The 15,382-nt window shown below is 68.7% G+C and carries 14 protein-coding genes; 9 read left to right on the top strand and 5 right to left on the bottom strand.

Features of this window, described 5'->3' with window-relative positions; genetic code table 11:
- The first annotated feature begins 10 nt into the window (after positions 1-10).
- Positions 11-1,135: a LacI family DNA-binding transcriptional regulator gene (locus TSH20_RS10760; protein WP_247871643.1), complete on the top strand. Its 1,125-nt coding sequence runs from the start codon at positions 11-13 to the stop codon at positions 1,133-1,135.
- On the top strand, positions 1,132-1,869 hold the full coding sequence (locus TSH20_RS10755; protein WP_109074728.1) for a fumarylacetoacetate hydrolase family protein: 738 nt from the start codon (positions 1,132-1,134) through the stop codon (positions 1,867-1,869). The genes TSH20_RS10760 and TSH20_RS10755 overlap by 4 nt, the downstream gene beginning before the upstream one ends.
- Positions 1,870-1,916: 47 nt before the next feature.
- Here TSH20_RS10755 and TSH20_RS10750 read toward each other — a convergent pair whose 3' ends face one another.
- Both TSH20_RS10750 and soxR read right to left on the bottom strand, forming a co-directional pair.
- Positions 1,917-3,104, bottom strand: a complete 1,188-nt coding sequence (locus tag TSH20_RS10750) for a D-alanyl-D-alanine carboxypeptidase family protein (RefSeq protein WP_158281982.1) — start codon at positions 3,102-3,104, stop codon at positions 1,917-1,919.
- Positions 3,105-3,239: 135 nt separating this feature from the next.
- Positions 3,240-3,695 (bottom strand): redox-sensitive transcriptional activator SoxR, encoded by a 456-nt coding sequence (gene soxR, locus TSH20_RS10745; protein WP_109074726.1) that lies wholly within the window; start codon positions 3,693-3,695, stop codon positions 3,240-3,242.
- Positions 3,696-3,840: 145 nt separating this feature from the next.
- Here soxR and TSH20_RS10740 point away from each other — a divergent pair, with 145 nt between their 5' ends.
- A complete protein-coding gene (locus TSH20_RS10740; RefSeq protein ID WP_109074725.1) occupies positions 3,841-5,043 on the top strand; it encodes an HPP family protein in 1,203 nt (400 codons plus the stop codon).
- 126 nt (positions 5,044-5,169) lie between these two features.
- Here the strand turns inward: TSH20_RS10740 and TSH20_RS10735 are convergent, their stop codons facing one another.
- Positions 5,170-6,177 carry a zinc-dependent alcohol dehydrogenase family protein gene (locus TSH20_RS10735; RefSeq protein ID WP_109074724.1) on the bottom strand — a complete coding sequence of 336 codons (1,008 nt, stop codon included), beginning with the start codon at positions 6,175-6,177 and terminating at the stop codon, positions 5,170-5,172.
- Positions 6,178-6,293: 116 nt separating this feature from the next.
- On the opposite strand from TSH20_RS10735, the gene TSH20_RS10730 reads away from it, so the two are divergent.
- Positions 6,294-7,142 (top strand): LysR family transcriptional regulator, encoded by an 849-nt coding sequence (locus tag TSH20_RS10730; RefSeq protein WP_109074723.1) that lies wholly within the window; start codon positions 6,294-6,296, stop codon positions 7,140-7,142.
- Positions 7,143-7,231: 89 nt separating this feature from the next.
- Here TSH20_RS10730 and TSH20_RS10725 read toward each other — a convergent pair whose 3' ends face one another.
- Entirely contained in the window at positions 7,232-8,161 is a 930-nt protein-coding gene (locus tag TSH20_RS10725; RefSeq protein ID WP_109074722.1) for a replication protein RepA, read from the bottom strand.
- A gap of 859 nt (positions 8,162-9,020) precedes the next feature.
- On the opposite strand from TSH20_RS10725, the gene TSH20_RS10720 reads away from it, so the two are divergent.
- The 4 genes from TSH20_RS10720 to TSH20_RS10705 all read left to right on the top strand — a co-directional run bounded on the left by TSH20_RS10720 (position 9,021) and on the right by TSH20_RS10705 (position 12,800).
- A complete protein-coding gene (locus TSH20_RS10720; RefSeq protein WP_109074721.1) occupies positions 9,021-9,998 on the top strand; it encodes a cation diffusion facilitator family transporter in 978 nt (325 codons plus the stop codon).
- Positions 9,999-10,001: 3 nt separating this feature from the next.
- Positions 10,002-10,772, top strand: a complete 771-nt coding sequence (locus TSH20_RS10715; protein WP_109074720.1) for a ZIP family zinc transporter — start codon at positions 10,002-10,004, stop codon at positions 10,770-10,772.
- Between the two features lie 113 nt (positions 10,773-10,885).
- Complete coding sequence (locus TSH20_RS10710) at positions 10,886-11,899, top strand: AAA family ATPase (protein WP_109150984.1); 1,014 nt, start codon at positions 10,886-10,888, stop codon at positions 11,897-11,899.
- Positions 11,889-12,800 (top strand): ParB/RepB/Spo0J family partition protein, encoded by a 912-nt coding sequence (locus tag TSH20_RS10705; RefSeq protein WP_109074718.1) that lies wholly within the window; start codon positions 11,889-11,891, stop codon positions 12,798-12,800. Before TSH20_RS10710 ends, TSH20_RS10705 begins: the two co-directional genes overlap by 11 nt.
- Here TSH20_RS10705 and TSH20_RS10700 read toward each other — a convergent pair.
- On the bottom strand, positions 12,797-14,230 hold the full coding sequence (locus tag TSH20_RS10700) for an aldehyde dehydrogenase family protein (RefSeq protein ID WP_109074717.1): 1,434 nt from the start codon (positions 14,228-14,230) through the stop codon (positions 12,797-12,799). The two genes, TSH20_RS10705 and TSH20_RS10700, sit on opposite strands and share 4 nt — an antisense overlap.
- A gap of 107 nt (positions 14,231-14,337) precedes the next feature.
- On the opposite strand from TSH20_RS10700, the gene TSH20_RS10695 reads away from it, so the two are divergent.
- Positions 14,338-15,285 carry a LysR family transcriptional regulator gene (locus TSH20_RS10695; protein WP_109074716.1) on the top strand — a complete coding sequence of 316 codons (948 nt, stop codon included), beginning with the start codon at positions 14,338-14,340 and terminating at the stop codon, positions 15,283-15,285.
- The last annotated feature ends 97 nt before the right edge of the window (positions 15,286-15,382 follow it).

The raw sequence follows: 15,382 nt of genomic DNA, 5'->3' as shown, positions 1-15,382 counted from the left end.
CACCGCCGCCGTGGCCAGAGCGCCCGATAGCAGCAAGCCGGCCACCAGCAAACCGGCCAACGCCAAGCAGGAAAGCGTCACCCTGACGGAGGTCGCCGGCCATGCCGGGGTGTCGCGCTCGACCGTGTCGCTGGTGCTGCGCGGCAGCCCGCTGGTGGCGGCGGAAACGCGGGAGCGGGTCCAGGCCGCCATGGCGGCGCTCGGCTACATCTACAACCGCGGCGCCGCCAACCTGCGCGCCGCCCGCACCCAAACGGTCGGGCTGCTGGTCTGCGAACTGAACAACCCCTTCTATGCCGAGTTGACGGCGGGGGTGGACGACGTGCTGGACACCGAAGGCTTTGTCGCCTTCATCGCCAACACCGCCGAACAGCCGGAGCGCCAGGACCGATTCCTGCAGCGGATGCGGGAGCACAATGTCGACGGGGTGATCCTCTGCCCCGCCGCCGGAACGCAAGCCGAGCTGCTCGACCGGTTGGACCGCTGGCGGCTGCCCTGCGTGCAGGCCCTGCGCTTCGTGTCCGACCAGGGAAGAGACTATGCCGGGGTGGATTACCAGGCGGGCATGGAGACGGTGACCGAGCATCTCATCTCGCTGGGTCACCGGCGGATCGCCTTCGTCGGCGGGACGCTGGACCATTCCGCCTACGCGGCGCGCCATGCCGGCTTCACCGCGGCGATGCGGCGGCATGGGCTGGCCGACGATCTGGTGCTGCGCTGCCCGCTGACCCGGCGGTCGGGTGCTGAGATGGCTGATGATCTGCTGAATCGGCCGCAGGCCCCGATGGCCGCCCCGACGGCGGCGCTGTGCTACAACGACGTGGTGGCGCTCGGCCTGATGCTGGGGCTGGAGGCGCGCGGTCTGAGGGCCGGGCGCGATCTGGCCGTCACCGGCTTCGACGACGTGCCGGAAGCCGCACTCAGCCGGCCGGCGCTGACCACCGTCGCCACCTCCGCAAGGCAGATCGGGCAGGAAGCCGCCCGGCTGCTGCTGCGCCGGATCGCCGACCCGCAAGGCCCGCCCGAGCGGATCATCCTGCCGAGCCGGCTGGTCGTCCGCCAATCCTGCGGCGCTCCCAGCGACACCCTGGGCGGCGCCCCCTCCCCTTCCCCTCACCACAGAGACCTGTCATGACCGATACCGTCGAGGCCCTGATCGCCGCGCGCGAGACCCGCCAGTGGCTGACCGGGCTGGACAACCGCCCGGCGACCGAAGCGGAGGCCTATGCGATCCAGGATGCCGTCGCCCGCCGCCTCGGCCCCGTCACCGCCTGGAAGGTCGGCGCCGCCACGCCCGACGCCGAGCCGTTCCGCGCGCCGATCAATGCCGCCACCGTCTTCGAAGGCACCGACCATCTGCCGGCCAAGATCTTCCAGGTCATCGGGGTGGAGGCGGAGATCGCCTACCGTTTCGCCCGCGACCTGCCGGTGCGCGAGCAGCCCTACAGCCGCGAAGAGGTGCTGGACGCCGTTGCGTCCGTCCATCCGGCCTGGGAGATCGTCGACACCCGCTTCGCCGGGTTCGGCAGCCAGGACAGGCTCAGCCATATGGCCGACCAGTTCAACCACGGCGCCCTGATCGTCGGGCCGGCCATCGCCGACTGGCGCTCGCTCGACCCGTTGAAAGAGGCGGTGACGCTGGAGGTCGACGGCGAGACCAAGGTCGATGTCGTCGGCGGCAACAGCGCCGGCGATCCGGTTCGGCTGCTGGTGTGGATGGCCAATGTCGGCACCCGCAGCTTCGGCGGCCTGCATGCGGGAGAGGTGGTGACCACCGGATCCTGCACCGGCACCGTCTTCGTCGAGCCCGGCAGCCGGTCGGTCGCCCGCTACGGCACCATGGGCACCATCACGCTGAAGGTGGATTGAGCGGGGGAAGAATGCCCTCTCCCGGGACGGGAGAGGGAGCCATCCCGTCAGGGCAGGATCTGCCCCAGCCGCTGACCGAGAGCGGTCAGGCCGCTGGAGGCCGGCACGTCGGCACCGGCGATCAGATCGACCGTCCGGCGGACGGCGCCGTCATAGTCGACGCGGAGCTTGCCGACGACGTCGCCGCGATGGACCGGGCTGGGCAGCGGTTCGGCCAGGGTGGCGACGACATGCAGGCTGTTGCGGTCGGCGGGCGCCATGGTCACCGTCACGTCGTCGGCGACCGTCACCGGCACGCTGTCCTCCTCGCCCATCCATACCGGCGCCTGTTCGACCAGCTCGCCCTTGTGCAGCAGCGGGTAGAGCTTGAAGCTGTTCCAGGCCCAGTCGAGCAGCCGGGTCGGCTCGTCGTTGCGGGACTGCGGGCTGGGCAGGCCGTTGACCACCAGAACCAGACGGCGGCCGTTGCGCTCGCCCGACGCGGTCAGACCGTAGCCGCCGACCTCGGTGTGGCCGGTCTTGATGCCGTCGACGCTGACCGGGTGGTAGAGCAGCGGATTGCGGTTGCCCTGGCGGATGCCGTTCCAGGTGAAGGTCCGTTCCGACTCGTAATGGTAGAATTGCGGGAAGTCGCGGATCAGGTGGGTGGCGAGGGTCGCCAGATCGCGGGCGGTGGTGTAGTGGTCCGGGTCCGGCCATCCGCTGGCGTTCATGAAGTGGGTGTCGGTCATCCCCAGGTCGCGCGCCTTGGCGTTCATCATCGCGGCGAAGGCGGATTGGCTGCCGGCCAGCCCCTCGGCCAGCGCCACGGCGGCGTCGTTGCCGCTGTCGATCAGCAGGCCGCGCAGCAGATCCTCCACCCGCACCTGACTGCCCAGCTTCAGGAACATGCGCGAGCCGCCCATCTTCCAGGCGGTCTGGCTGACCGGGAAGCCGGTGTCGAGCGTCGTCCGGCCATGGACCAGCGCGTCGTAGGTGAGATAGGCCGTCATCATCTTGGTCATCGACGACGGCGCCATGCGGGTTTCGCCGTTCTTGTCCAGCAGCACCTCCCCACTGGTCAGATCGACCAGATAGGCCTGTTTGGCCGCCGTGTCCGGCGGGGTCAGCGCGATGGCGGGGACCGAACCCAGGAGGGCGGCGGCGAGCGACAGGCAGGCGGCCAGACGACGGAGCGGTCTGCGGAACGGGGCGGCGGAGCGGACTGCGGAACGGGGCGGATTGGCGACGATCACCCTGCGGATCCTCTGAGGTGACGGATGGCTCTTTCGACGGCCGTTTCCATGAACCATCGCCGCGCCGGCTTCACCCCTTATTTTCGTATGGGCCGCAATTTTAATGTGGGACGAGCCCAAGATCAGGGGGCAGGATCAGGCGGGGTCGAGCAGCCGCGGGCCGGCGCCGGCGTCGCCAAGCTCGTCCCACGGGTTGCGCAGGGGGCAGTCGCGGATCGACAGGCAGCCGCAGCCGATGCAGCCGTCCAGATTGTCGCGCAGCTTCGTCAGCTTGGCGATGCGGTCGTCCAACTCCGCCCGCCAGCGCTCCGACATGCGGCGCCAGTCGGCGGTGGTGGGGGAGCGGTCCTGCGGCAGGGCGTTCAGCGCGTCGGCGATGGAGGCGAGCGAGATGCCGAGCCGCTGCGCCACCTTGATGACCGCCACCCGCCGCAGCACGTCGCGGGAAAAGCGGCGCTGGTTGCCGGGATTGCGCCAGCTGCGGATCAGCCCCTGCGCCTCGTAGAAATGGATGGTCGAGACAGCCACGCCGGAGCGGCGCGCCACCTCCCCCACCGTCAGGTCCTTGTCGTAGTCCTCAGGTGACAGCATTGCGGTTCCTCCCCTTTCCTGCAACCCTCCGTCCCGCAAGTCTGACGGCTTTTCCGCTTGACCTCAAGTCCTGTTGAGGTTTTAGGGTCGCCCAACTTTGCTGCCCGAACGGGCCGGATGGTGCAACGAGGGGGATGGGGACCGAATGAGCAGGGGAAAGTTTGCCGCCTTGCAGGAACGCCTCGCGGGATTTGGGGCGCGATTGGGTGAGCTTGTGTTCCGGCCGATCCTGCCGGGCGCCACGCTGCGCGACCGGATGATCGCCTGCTGCGGCGCGCTGCTGGGCATCGCCGCGACCGGATTGCTGTGCCGCAACATGCTGACCTTCATGTCCAGCGCGCCGGTTCTGGTGGCGCCGATGGGGGCGTCGGCGGTGCTGCTGTTCGCCGTTCCGGCCAGTCCGCTGGCACAGCCCTGGTCGATCATCGGCGGCAACACGCTGTCGGCCGTCGTCGGCGTGCTGGTCGCCAGCGTCATCCCCGACCCGATGCTGGCTGGGGCCGCCGCGGTGGCGCTGGCCATCGCCACCATGTCGCTGACCCGCTGCCTGCATCCGCCCGGCGGCGCCGCCGCCCTGACCGCGGTGCTGGGTGGGCCGGCGGTGACGGAGATGGGCATCAAGTTCGCCTTCTTCCCGGTCGCGGTGAACTCCATCCTGCTGGTGACGGCCGGATTGATGTTCCACCGGCTGTCGGGCCACCGTTATCCGCACAGGGCGGTCAACACCCACCGCACCAACGATCCGCCGGCGCAGCTGCGCCCCGGCCTGACCCAGGGCGACGTGGACGACGCGCTGCGCACGCTGGCCGAGACGCTGGACGTCAGCCGCGACGATCTGGGCACCCTGCTGGTCAATGCCGAGCTGCACGCGCTGGAGCGGCTGCATGTCGACATCAGCTGCCGGGAGATCATGTCGCGCGACCTCGTCACCGTCACGCCGGACACCCATCCGCAGGTGGCCCGCGCCCGGCTGCTGGAGCATGGCTTCCGCACCCTGCCGGTGGTGGATGCGCAGAACATACTGGTCGGCATCGTCGGGCACGAGCAGCTGTCGCACGGTGATGTCGCCCGTCATGGAACGCGCGTCGGCGCCGTGATGGCACCGGCGGCGACCGAGCTGCCCGACACGCCGGTCTTCCGCCTGCTTGGCCGCCTGTCCGATGGCCGCACCCACGACGTGGTGATCGTCGACCAGAACCGCCGGATCCTCGGCATGGTCACCCAGACCGACCTGCTGGTGGTGCTGGCCCGCACCGCGCTCGCCCGTGCGGTGCAGACCGGAGTGGACGGGCTGACCGAAGCGCTGCCGCGCGGCTATCTGCGCGACGTGACGGCCGGTCGGGCCTAGCGGTCCGCCACTGCCCCCCTCCCCCTTCGCCCACCTTGGGGCGGAGGGGGAATCGGACGTTTGAACTCTGGTGACGGCGGTTCGGCGTGCGAGCAGGCCGCCGGCCCAAGGTGGAGAGCCCGGCAGTCAGAGCGCGATCTCGACGACGATCTTGCCGCTGGCACTGCCGTCGGTCACGGCGGTGTGCGCTTCGTCGGCCTGCTCCAGCGAGAAGCGCCGCGGATCGAGACGGGGCAGCAGCTTGCCGGCTTCGACCAGGGCTGCGGCCCGGCGCAGGATTTCGCCATGGTTCGCCATCCCTTCCCCCGTCAGCATGGGCAGCAGGGTGAAGACGCCGGAGTAGGTGGCGGCGCGGAACGACAGCGGCGCCAGCGCATGCGTCCCCCAGCCCAGGCAGCTGACCACATGGCCGAAGCGCCGCACCGCCTGGAACGAGGCGTCGAGCACCGGCCCGCCGGCGGTGTCATAGACCAGATCGAAACCACGGCCCTGGGTGTGACGGGCGACGTAGGCTTCGACCGTCTCGGCCCGGTAATCGATGGCGGTGGCGCCCAGCTGTTCGACCAGCGCCGACTTCCCGGCCGATTCCGTCGCCCAGACGGTCGCGCCGAAAGCACGGGCGATCTGCACCGCCACATGGCCCACACCGCCGGCGCCGCCCTGGACCAGAACCGTCTGGCCGGACTGCACATTGGCGCGGTCGACCAGCCCTTCCCAGGCGGTGATGGTGATCAGCGGCAGCGCGGCGGCTTCGCGCATCGTCAGGTTCGCCGGCTTGTGCGCGAGCAGATCGGCCTCGACCGCGGCGTATTCCGCCAGCGAGCCCTGCCGGCCACCGACGCCGCCGGTCATGCCATAGACCTGATCGCCGGGCTTGAAGGCGGTGACACCGGGACCGACGGCGACGACCTCACCCGCCAGATCGATGCCGAGGATGGCGGGCAGCGGATGCTTCGCGTGGGCCGCCGCGCCGGCCCGGATCTTGGTGTCCAGCGGGTTGACGCCGCTGGCGGCGATGCGGACCAGCACCTGGCCGGGACCGGCCACCGGCCGGGCCACCTCGGTCAGCCGAAACGGGGCGTCGTACGCATCCAGCACCAGCGCGCGCATCGTGTTGCTCGGATCCTGGGACATGGCCTTGCTCCTCGTTGGTGGAAACATCGTGGTGATGTCCTGAAGGATGTGCCCAACGTGGATGTTTGAAAAACAACGATACTGTTTGATCTCCATTCATTTCTGTATGATGTGGCATGGAGTGGAGCGACCTTCGGATTTTCCTGGCGATCGCCCGCGAGGGCACGCTCGGCGCGGCGGCACGGCGGGTCGGACAGACCCAGCCGACCATGGGACGTCGTCTGCGCGCGCTGGAGGAGGCGGTGGGGCACACGCTGTTCCAGCGGACCAGCGACGGCTTCGTGCTGACCGACGAAGGGGCCGCGGTGCTGCGCCATGCCGAGCGCATGGAAGAGGAAAGCCTTGCGCTGGAACGCGAACTGGCCGGTCAAGGCGGACGGCTGGAGGGTAGCCTGCGGCTGTCGTCCTCCGACTGGTTCGGCCTGCACATGTTGACGCCGGTCATTCACGAGTTCACGCGGCGCCACCCCGGTGTGGTGGTGGAGCTGTTGACCGAGTCACGGTTGCTGAGCCTGTCCAGGCGCGAGGCCGACCTCGTGTTTCGCATCCGTCCGTTTGACGAGCCGGAAGTGGTGCAGCGCAAGCTGACCCGGATCGACTACGCCCTATACGGGATCGTCGGCAGCCCGCCGCCGGAGGTCGGTGACGGCACGGGCTGCGCGCTGGTCACGATGGACGTCGCCTTCGGCGGCATGCCGGATGTGGAATGGCTGCGGCGGATGCTGCCCAACGCCCGCATCGCGTTTCGCAGCAACAACCGTGACGTCCAGGCCGCCATGGCGGCCTTCGGCGTCGGATTGGCGGTTCTGCCGCGTCCGATCGGCGATGCCTTGGACAGGTTGCAGGTCATCGACCTTGGCGAACCGCCGCCCGGACGCGATGTCTGGGTCGGCTATCACCAGGATCTCCGCCGGTTGGCGCGCCTGCGCGCCCTGCTGGATCTGATGATCGACCGCTTTTCGTGACCGCCGGCCTGTGATGCGCAGCGTCACCAGAGTTCAGGAATCGGCGGGACCGGCGTCACCAAAGTTCAGCGGCGGGAGTCCGCAGGAGATCAGGCGATGCGCGCCATCACCCGCTCGTTGATCGGCGGTCGCGACGGGTAGAGGATCAGCCCTTCGGCCGCTTCTTCGACACGGGCGTCGGGATAGGCGGCCATGGCGTATTTCAGATTCGGGATGAACTTGGTCTTGAACTGGCGGACCAGGGCGTAGCCGGCGCCGAACTGCCCGTGCAGGGCGGCCCAGGTGATCGGCGTCGGCTTGTCCAGCGAATGCAGGCGGTAGGCCAGCCAGATATAGACGTCGAGCGCCATCGACTTGCCGCTGATCGCCTTCAGCGCCTCTTCCGCCACCGGGACCGGATGCTCGCGCAAGGCCTTGAAGAAGCTGTCGCTGAGCCGCACCGTCTCGGTGAACAGGGTCCCCTGGCGGTCGTCAGGGCGGCGCAGCTGGATGGCGTCGGCGACAATCGATTCCTTGCTCTGCCGCCGGCCGCCGTCGGCGTCGGTGAAGAAGGTCAGATGGCAGGCGGACAGGCGCGCTGCCTGATCCTCCACGTCGCGATAGGCCTTGCCGCAGATCGGGATGTCCATGCGCTTCAGCCAATCATGCATGGAACCGCCCAGTTCCACCTCCGGATTCCCGGTCTGGATGGCGCGGGTCTGCAGATAGAGCAGGATCATGCGCGCCCGGCTGCCATAGGGAACGCCGATTCGGCGGGTGACGCCGTTGCGGTCCTCGATCACGCCGGGCTGGATCACCAGCTTCACCTTGTGGCCCGGCCGTTCCCAATGCTGGTCGTCGGGAAGCTGGCGGTGGGGCAGCGCTGTCTGGCAGAATCCGGCATAGGTGATGCCGAGCTTGCCGTTCTCCGCCGCCTGGACCGCGGCGGCGATGTCGATCAGGGGCCGTTCCTCGTCCGAAACGAGGGCCAGCGCGCCGTCGCGTCCGTGAGTCTCGATCAAACGATGAATGCTGCCCATGACGACCTCCCGCTTTTGGCCGCCATGACCGTCGTGTGACGGGCCGGTGACCGAACCTGCCAGATACAACACCCCGGATCGCGCCGAAGGCAATTTGAACCTTGGTGACGCAGGCTAATTGGAAGCTATTTGGAACCAACTATTAGATTCGTCACCAAGGTTCAGGGGATAAGTCCGAGTCGCGTCACCACAGTTCAAGGATGGCGTCACCAGAGTTCATGGGGAAAAACCGGGGGCTTGTGGACGAATCGGGTCTGCCGATCGCTTGGCGATTTGAACCTTGGTGACGCTGGACTTGTCGATTCGGGGGCGGAGTCGGGTGGCGCCGTCTGCGGGGCGTCACCAAAGTTCAAGGATTCCAGCGGGTAAGATCGGGCTGTGCGAGGGGCCTGTTCTGCGACCCAGTCCGCAGACTGCCGGACGGCATGGGCTTTCCGTCATCCCCGCGAAGGCGGCGAATCAGGAAACGCCCCGGCTAAATCACTGAAACGGCTGGATTCCCGCCTTCGCGGGAATGACGCTGAGATGGGTGGAGGCCTGGGTGGAGGCTCATTCCGTCACCTATCATCGGTCCGCACTGTCCGGGCGTCACCAAAGTTCAAACGGCCGGTCGAGTCGATTCGGGGCCCAGGGCGTCACCAAAGTTCAAACCCCCGAACCGCCGCTGAACCGCTCCGCGTCACCAAAGTTCAGGAGTCTTGCCGAGTCGGTCCGGCTGGGAGCGTCACCAAAGTTCAAATCCGGGCGGGCCGTACCGCCGTCGGGGCGTCACCAAGGTTCAGGCGTCCCGCCGCCAGGGAACCGGCCGGCGGCGGCAGAGTTGTCTTGCCCTGGGGTTCGGCCGGGTGGAGGGGGCGATATGGCGCGGAATGCGATGACGGCACCGGCGGACGGGGCCGAAGACGGGGAATCGGGGAGGGTCGTCTTCGCCGCTATCGCGTCCAATCTGGCGATCACCGTCACCAAATTCGTCGCGGCGGTCTTCACCGGCAGCGCCTCCATGCTGAGCGAGGCGGTCCATTCCCTGGTCGATACCGGGAACGAGGCGCTGATGCTGGTCGGGCTGAAACGGTCGAAGAAGCCGCCCGACGAGCGCCATCCCTTCGGCTACGCGCGCGAACTGTATTTCTGGACCTTCGTCGTGGCGCTGGTGATCTTCGCCGGTGGCGCGGTGGTCTCCATCTATGAGGGGGTGGAGAAGATCCTGCACCCGCAGCAGGTGGAGTCGCCCTGGATCAACTTCGTCGTGCTGGGCATCGCCTTCGTGATGGAGGGGATCAGCTGGACCATCGCATTGCGCGCCTTCAACGCCAGCCGGGGCGAGGCCGGCGTGATCGAGACCGTCCATGCCAGCAAGGACCCCACCGTCTTCATCGTGCTGTTCGAGGATTCGGCCGCCCTGGTCGGGTTGCTCATCGCCGCCGCCTGCCTGTCGGCCGACTTGGTTCTGGACCAGCCGGTGTGGGACGGCATCGGATCGGTCCTGATCGGGCTGGTGCTGGCCGCCACCGCCGCCTTCCTCGCCTATGAGACGAAGAGCCTGCTGATCGGCGAGTCCGCCCGCCCCGACCTTGTGCGCGGGGTGCGCGCCCTGCTGATGGAGGATGCCGCCGTCGACCGTGTGAACGAGGTGCTGACCATCCATCTCGGCCCGCAGGTGGTGATCGTCACCGTCAGTCTGGATGTGCGGGACGAGGTCAGCGCCGGGCAGGTGGAGCAGGCATTGGCCCGTATCGAACGGCGGGTGACGGAGCGATTCCCGGAAATCCGCCGCGTCTTCACCGAAGTGCGAGCGGCAGGCTTGCCGACCGACAACAGAACCAACCGGAACGGGTGATCCATGCCAGTGTCGATTCAAGCCGGGCTGTGGGGCCTGCTCAGCGGGTCCGCGCTTCTGCTGGGGGCGGGGGCGGCCTGGGTCGCCAACATCCCGCAGCGCGTGATCGCCGCGGTGATGGCCTTCGGCAGCGGCGTCCTGATCTCCGCCCTGTCCTTCGAGCTGATGGAGGAGGCGATCCAGCGCGGCGGCTTCATCGCCACCGCGCTCGGCTTCCTCGGCGGGGCGCTGGTCTACACGCTGGCCAACGTCGCCGTCTCCAAGGCCGGCGGCAAGCACCGCAAGCGGTCGGGCGGGCAGCAGAAGGCGTCCGACTCCGATGGTGATAACTCCGGCGGTGACAACGGGCTGGCCATCGCCATCGGCGCGCTGCTGGACGGCATCCCTGAATCCATCGTCATCGGCGTCAGCCTGATCGAAGGCGGGGCGGTCAGCATGGTCGCGGTCATCGCCGTCTTCCTCTCCAACGTGCCGGAAGGGCTGTCGAGCGCGGCCGGCATGCGCAAGGCCGGCAAATCCGCCGCTTATATCTTCGGGCTGTGGGCCGGCATCGCCCTGATCTCCGGATTGGCGGCGTGGCTCGGCTATGTGGTGTTCGCCGGGCTGGGCGATGCGGTGGTGGCGGCAACCCAGGCGGTGGCGGCCGGCGCCATCCTGGCGATGATCGCCGACACCATGATCCCGGAAGCCTTCGAGGCGACCCATGATTATGCCGGCTTCATCACCGTCGCCGGATTCCTCGCCGCCTTCACCCTGTCCAAGATGGGCGGCTGAGGGTGTTTGTTGTGGCAACTCCGCGCAGGCTCCATTGACAAAGTTCCGGCAACTTGCTCAGACTCCGCGCGGCCGCATCCGTGGGCCGCCGGAGTTGAAGGGGAATGACCGGAATGCTGTCGATCGGGGGCGACGACATGCGCCAGCTGCGCGAGCGCCGCGGCGAGAACCAGACGCAGTTCGCCGAATGGCTGAACGCGCAGCTCGGCCGCAGCTACACCAAGGCGCGGATCAGCCGCTGGGAAAGCGGGGCGGAGCGGATCCCGCAGCAGCTGGTCGATTTCCTGACCCGCCACAAGGCGGACGAGCGGCCCCGCTCCGCAACCTATCTGGCCGTCGCCAACCAGAAGGGCGGCGTCGGCAAGACCGCCACCGCCGTCAACCTCGCCTATGCCCTGACGGAGGGCGGGGCGCGGGTGCTGCTGATCGACTGCGATTCGCAGAGCAACGCCACCGTCCATGTCGGCATCGGCAACGCCGCCATCGTCGCTTTGGAGCAGCAGCGCAAGACACTCTATTATGTGCTGCGCTCGGAAGAGCCGCTGACCTCGGTCATCATGCCGACGGCGGAGCGCGGGCTGGATCTGGCGCCGGCCGGGCTGTCGCTGGCCGATGCCGACGTGGAGCTGGCGGCGGACTCCACCGGCGGGCTGATCCTGCGGGAGAAGCTGGACGAGGTGCGCCACGCCTATGATTTCGTGGTGATGGACTGCGCCCCCAACCTGGGGCTGGTGACCGCCAACGCGCTGTCGGCGGCCGAGCTGGTGGTGGTCCCGGTGCAGACGGAGGCGTTGGCCCTGCTGGGCGTCAAGCGGCTGGTCGACACCATCGGCCGCATCCGCCGCCGGGTGAACCCGTCCTTGCGCATCGCCGGCATCATCCCGACCATGTACAACGACCGGCTGACCCAGGACCGCGCGACGCTGCAGGAGCTGCACGAATCCTACGCCGATCAGGTGCCGGTGTTCGCCCCCATCCCGCGCGCCACCGTCTATGGCAAGGCGGCGGCGGCCGGCATGATCACGCTGGCCGGCGATCCGAAGGCGCCGGGGGCCGAGACCTTCCGCGAGGTGGCGCGCCAGATCCGTGCCTATGCCCAGAACCGGGAGTTGCCGCATGTCGCGTAAGTTCGAACGCAAGACCCGCGAGTTGCTGGGCACCGCCGCCGAGCCGGCGGGCGCGATGGCCGGCGGGCTGACGGTGGGCAGCGACCGGCTGTTCGGCACCTCCGCCGGCTTCCCGCATGTGGTCGAGCTTGACCTCGCCCGCGTCCACCGCAATCCCGACCAGCCCCGCCGCCATTTCGACGAGGCCGAGCTGCGCAGCCTCGCATCGTCCATCGAGCGGCATGGGTTGCAGAACCCGATCCTGGTCCGCCCGCTGCCCCAGGGCGAGTATCTGCTGATCGGCGGCGAGCGCCGGGTGCGCGCGCACGAGATGCTGGGCCGCAAGACGGTCTTCGCCATTCTGACCTCCGGCGATCCGGACGAGATCGGGCTGATCGACAATGTCCAGCGCGTCGACCTGAATGCGGTGGAATATGCGGCGGCGCTGGCCCGACTGATCGACAAGCACGGCTACACCCATGACGAGTTGGCCGCCGTGGTCGGGCGCGACCGCACCGACGTGACCAAGCTGCTGGCGATCATGGGTCTGCCGGCCGAGATGCGGGAGGAGTATGCGTCGCGCTTCGCCCATGTCTCCCGCTCCGTCATGATCGAGATCGCCGCCGCCCCCGCGGAGCTGCATGCCCGGCTGTGGGAGCGCGCCAAGGAGGGGGCGAGCGTCAAGGCGGTGCGGCAGGCCAAGCGCGACCATGCCCAGGGGGGGGCTGTGGAAGACGCGCCGGCTGAGGAGCCGGATGCCAAGGAGGCGATGCGGACCTTGCAGGCCAGCGTGAAGCGCATCCTGCGCGACGTGGCCGTGGTGCGCGAACAGCGCCGCTTCCTCGACCCCGACAACCGCGACCAGCTGATGCGGCTGCGGGCGGAGATCGACGCCATTCTGGAGGGGGAAGCGGGCGCCTAGACGCCCTCCCCCAGCAGCGCCTTGGGTTCCAGAAAGGCGTCGAGGCCGAAGCTGCCGTATTCGCGGCCGATGCCGGACTGCTTGAAGCCGCCGAAGGGCGCCTTCGGGTCGTGGGTCAGGCTGTTGATCAGCACGCGGCCGGCGACGATCCGATCCGCCACGCGGCGGGCGCGGGCGGTGTCGCCCGACAGCACATAGGCCTGGAGGCCGTAGACGGTGTCGTTGGCGATGGCGATCGCCTCCTCCTCGTCGTGATAGGGGATGATGGAGAGGACGGGGCCGAAGATCTCCTCGCGGGCGATGGTCATGTCGTTGCGGACCCCGGTGAACAGGGTCGGCTGCACGAACCAGCCTTCGGTCTCCTCCGGTTGGCCCTCTGGCCGACCTTCTCCGCCGGCCAGCAGGACCGCGCCCTCTTCCACCCCGATGCGGATGTAGCGCTGCACCCGTTCCCACTGGGTCCGGCTGACCATCGGGCCGACGGTGGTCGCCGGATCGCGCGGGTCGCCGGCGCGCACCGCTTCGACGGCCGCCTTGGCAAGCGCTTCGATCTCGGCGAGGCGGCTGCGCGGAGCCAGCAGGCGGGTGCCGGCGATGCAGGCCTGGCCGCTGTTCATGAAGGCGGCATTGACCGCCAGCGGGATCGCCCGGGACAGGTCGGCGTCGTCGAGGATGATGGTCGGCGACTTTCCGCCCAACTCCAGCGTCACCCGCTTCAGCGTGTCGGCAGCCGCGCGCAGGATCGCCTTGCCGGTGGCGGTGGAGCCGGTGAAGGAGATCTTGGCAACATCGGGATGGCTGGAGATCACCGCCCCCACCCGGTCGCCGCGGCCGGTCACGATGTTGAACAGGCCGGGGGCCAAGTCGGCGGCATGCAGCGCCTCGGTGACGATTTGGGTCTGGCGGGCGCTCAACTCGCTGGGCTTGATCACGGCGGTGCAGCCGGCGGCGATGGCGGTGGCGAGCTTGCCGCAGATGAAGCCGGCGTTGCTGTTCCACGGCGTGATCAGCCCGGCGACGCCGAGCGGCTCCATGCTGACCGCCGCCGTGCCCATCCGGCGGAGGAAGGGGTAATCGGCCAGCAGTTCAGCGGTCTCGCGGAAGGCGTTCACCGGGTGGTCGACCATGAAGGCGGCGCGCGAGGTCGGGGCGCCATACTCTTCGATCACCGCTTCCAGCAGATCGTCGCGCCGGGCGGCGATGGCATCGCCCAGCCGGTGCAGCATGGCGATCCGTTCCGCCTTGCCGGTGCGGGAGAAGGCGGGGAAGGCGCGCTTGGCGGCGGCGATGGCGGCGTGGGCATCCTCCTCGTCGGCAAGGCGGACGCGGCCGGTGACGGCGCCGGTCGCCGGATTGTGCAGGTGGAACAGTTCGGTCCCGTGCGGGGTGACGAAGCGGCCGTCTATATAGATGGTCTCGATGGTGTGCATGACTGGTCTCGCGGAATGGCCGGTGTGTGTTGGCCATTCAGGTGGCACACGGCCTGGCGGGTGATAAGGTGGACAATCCCGCATGAATCGGTGAACGGATCGGGACAATGTCACTCACTGGACTGGCCGAGCTTGAGGCCGTGCAGGCGGTCGCCCGGCATCGCGGTTTCCGGGCCGCGGCGGCCGAGCTGGGGATGTCGCGCTCGGCACTCAGCCACGCCATCGCGGCGTTGGAGGAGCGGCTGGGGGTGCGACTGTTCCACCGGACGACGCGCAGCGTCGCGCTGACCCAGGCGGGGGAGCAGTTCGTCGCCGACACCGCCCCTGCCCTGCGCGACATCCGGGCCGCCATCGACCGGCTGTCCGACCATCGGGCATCCCCAGCGGGTACGTTGCGCATCAACAGCTCGGCCGGCGCGGCGCGGATGATCATGAAGCCGGTCATCCTGGAGTATCTGCGCCGTTATCCCGAGATGACGGTCGACATCGTCACCGAAGGCAAGCTGGTCGACATCGTGCTGGAGGGCTTCGATGCCGGGGTCCGGCTGGCGGAACAGGTGCCGCAGGACATGATCGCCATCCCGCTCGGTCCCGAGCTGCGCTTCGCGGTGGTCGGCACGCCCGACTATTTCGCGGGCCGTTCCCTGCCGGCCACGCCGGCCGACCTTGCCGAGCACCGCTGCATCCGCAGCCGGCTGCCGAGCGGCGCCCTTTACCGGTGGGAGTTTGAGCGGCATGGCGAGAGGGTGGCCATCGACGGCAACGGGCCGCTGATCCTCGACGATGCCGATCTGATGCTTGAGGCCGTGCGGGCGGGGATGGGGGTGGGCTATCTGGCGGAATGGCATGTCGCCGAGGACATTGCCGCCGGCCGCCTGCTGCGCGTGCTGGAGGCGTGGACGCAGCCGTTTCCAGGGTTGTGCCTTTACTATTCAGGCCGGCGTCACCTGCCGCCGGGGCTACGGGCGCTGGTCGATCTGGTGCGGGAGATTGGGGGCTATTCGATTCCATGTGGGACGTCCCACATTCCCTCTCCCCCCCGGGGAGAGGGTTAGGGTGAGGGGGAAGCGCCGCAGGACTTTCACGAAGGTCCCGCCGTGCATCCCCCCCCCCCCCCCCCCCTCCCCCGGGGGGGGGGGGGGGGTGAGAGAA

The sequence above is a fragment of the Azospirillum sp. TSH20 genome (assembly GCF_003115935.1).
Taxonomy (GTDB): domain Bacteria; phylum Pseudomonadota; class Alphaproteobacteria; order Azospirillales; family Azospirillaceae; genus Azospirillum.
Note: the sequence above shows the minus strand (reverse complement) of the source record. Positions and strands in the feature narration are given on the sequence as shown.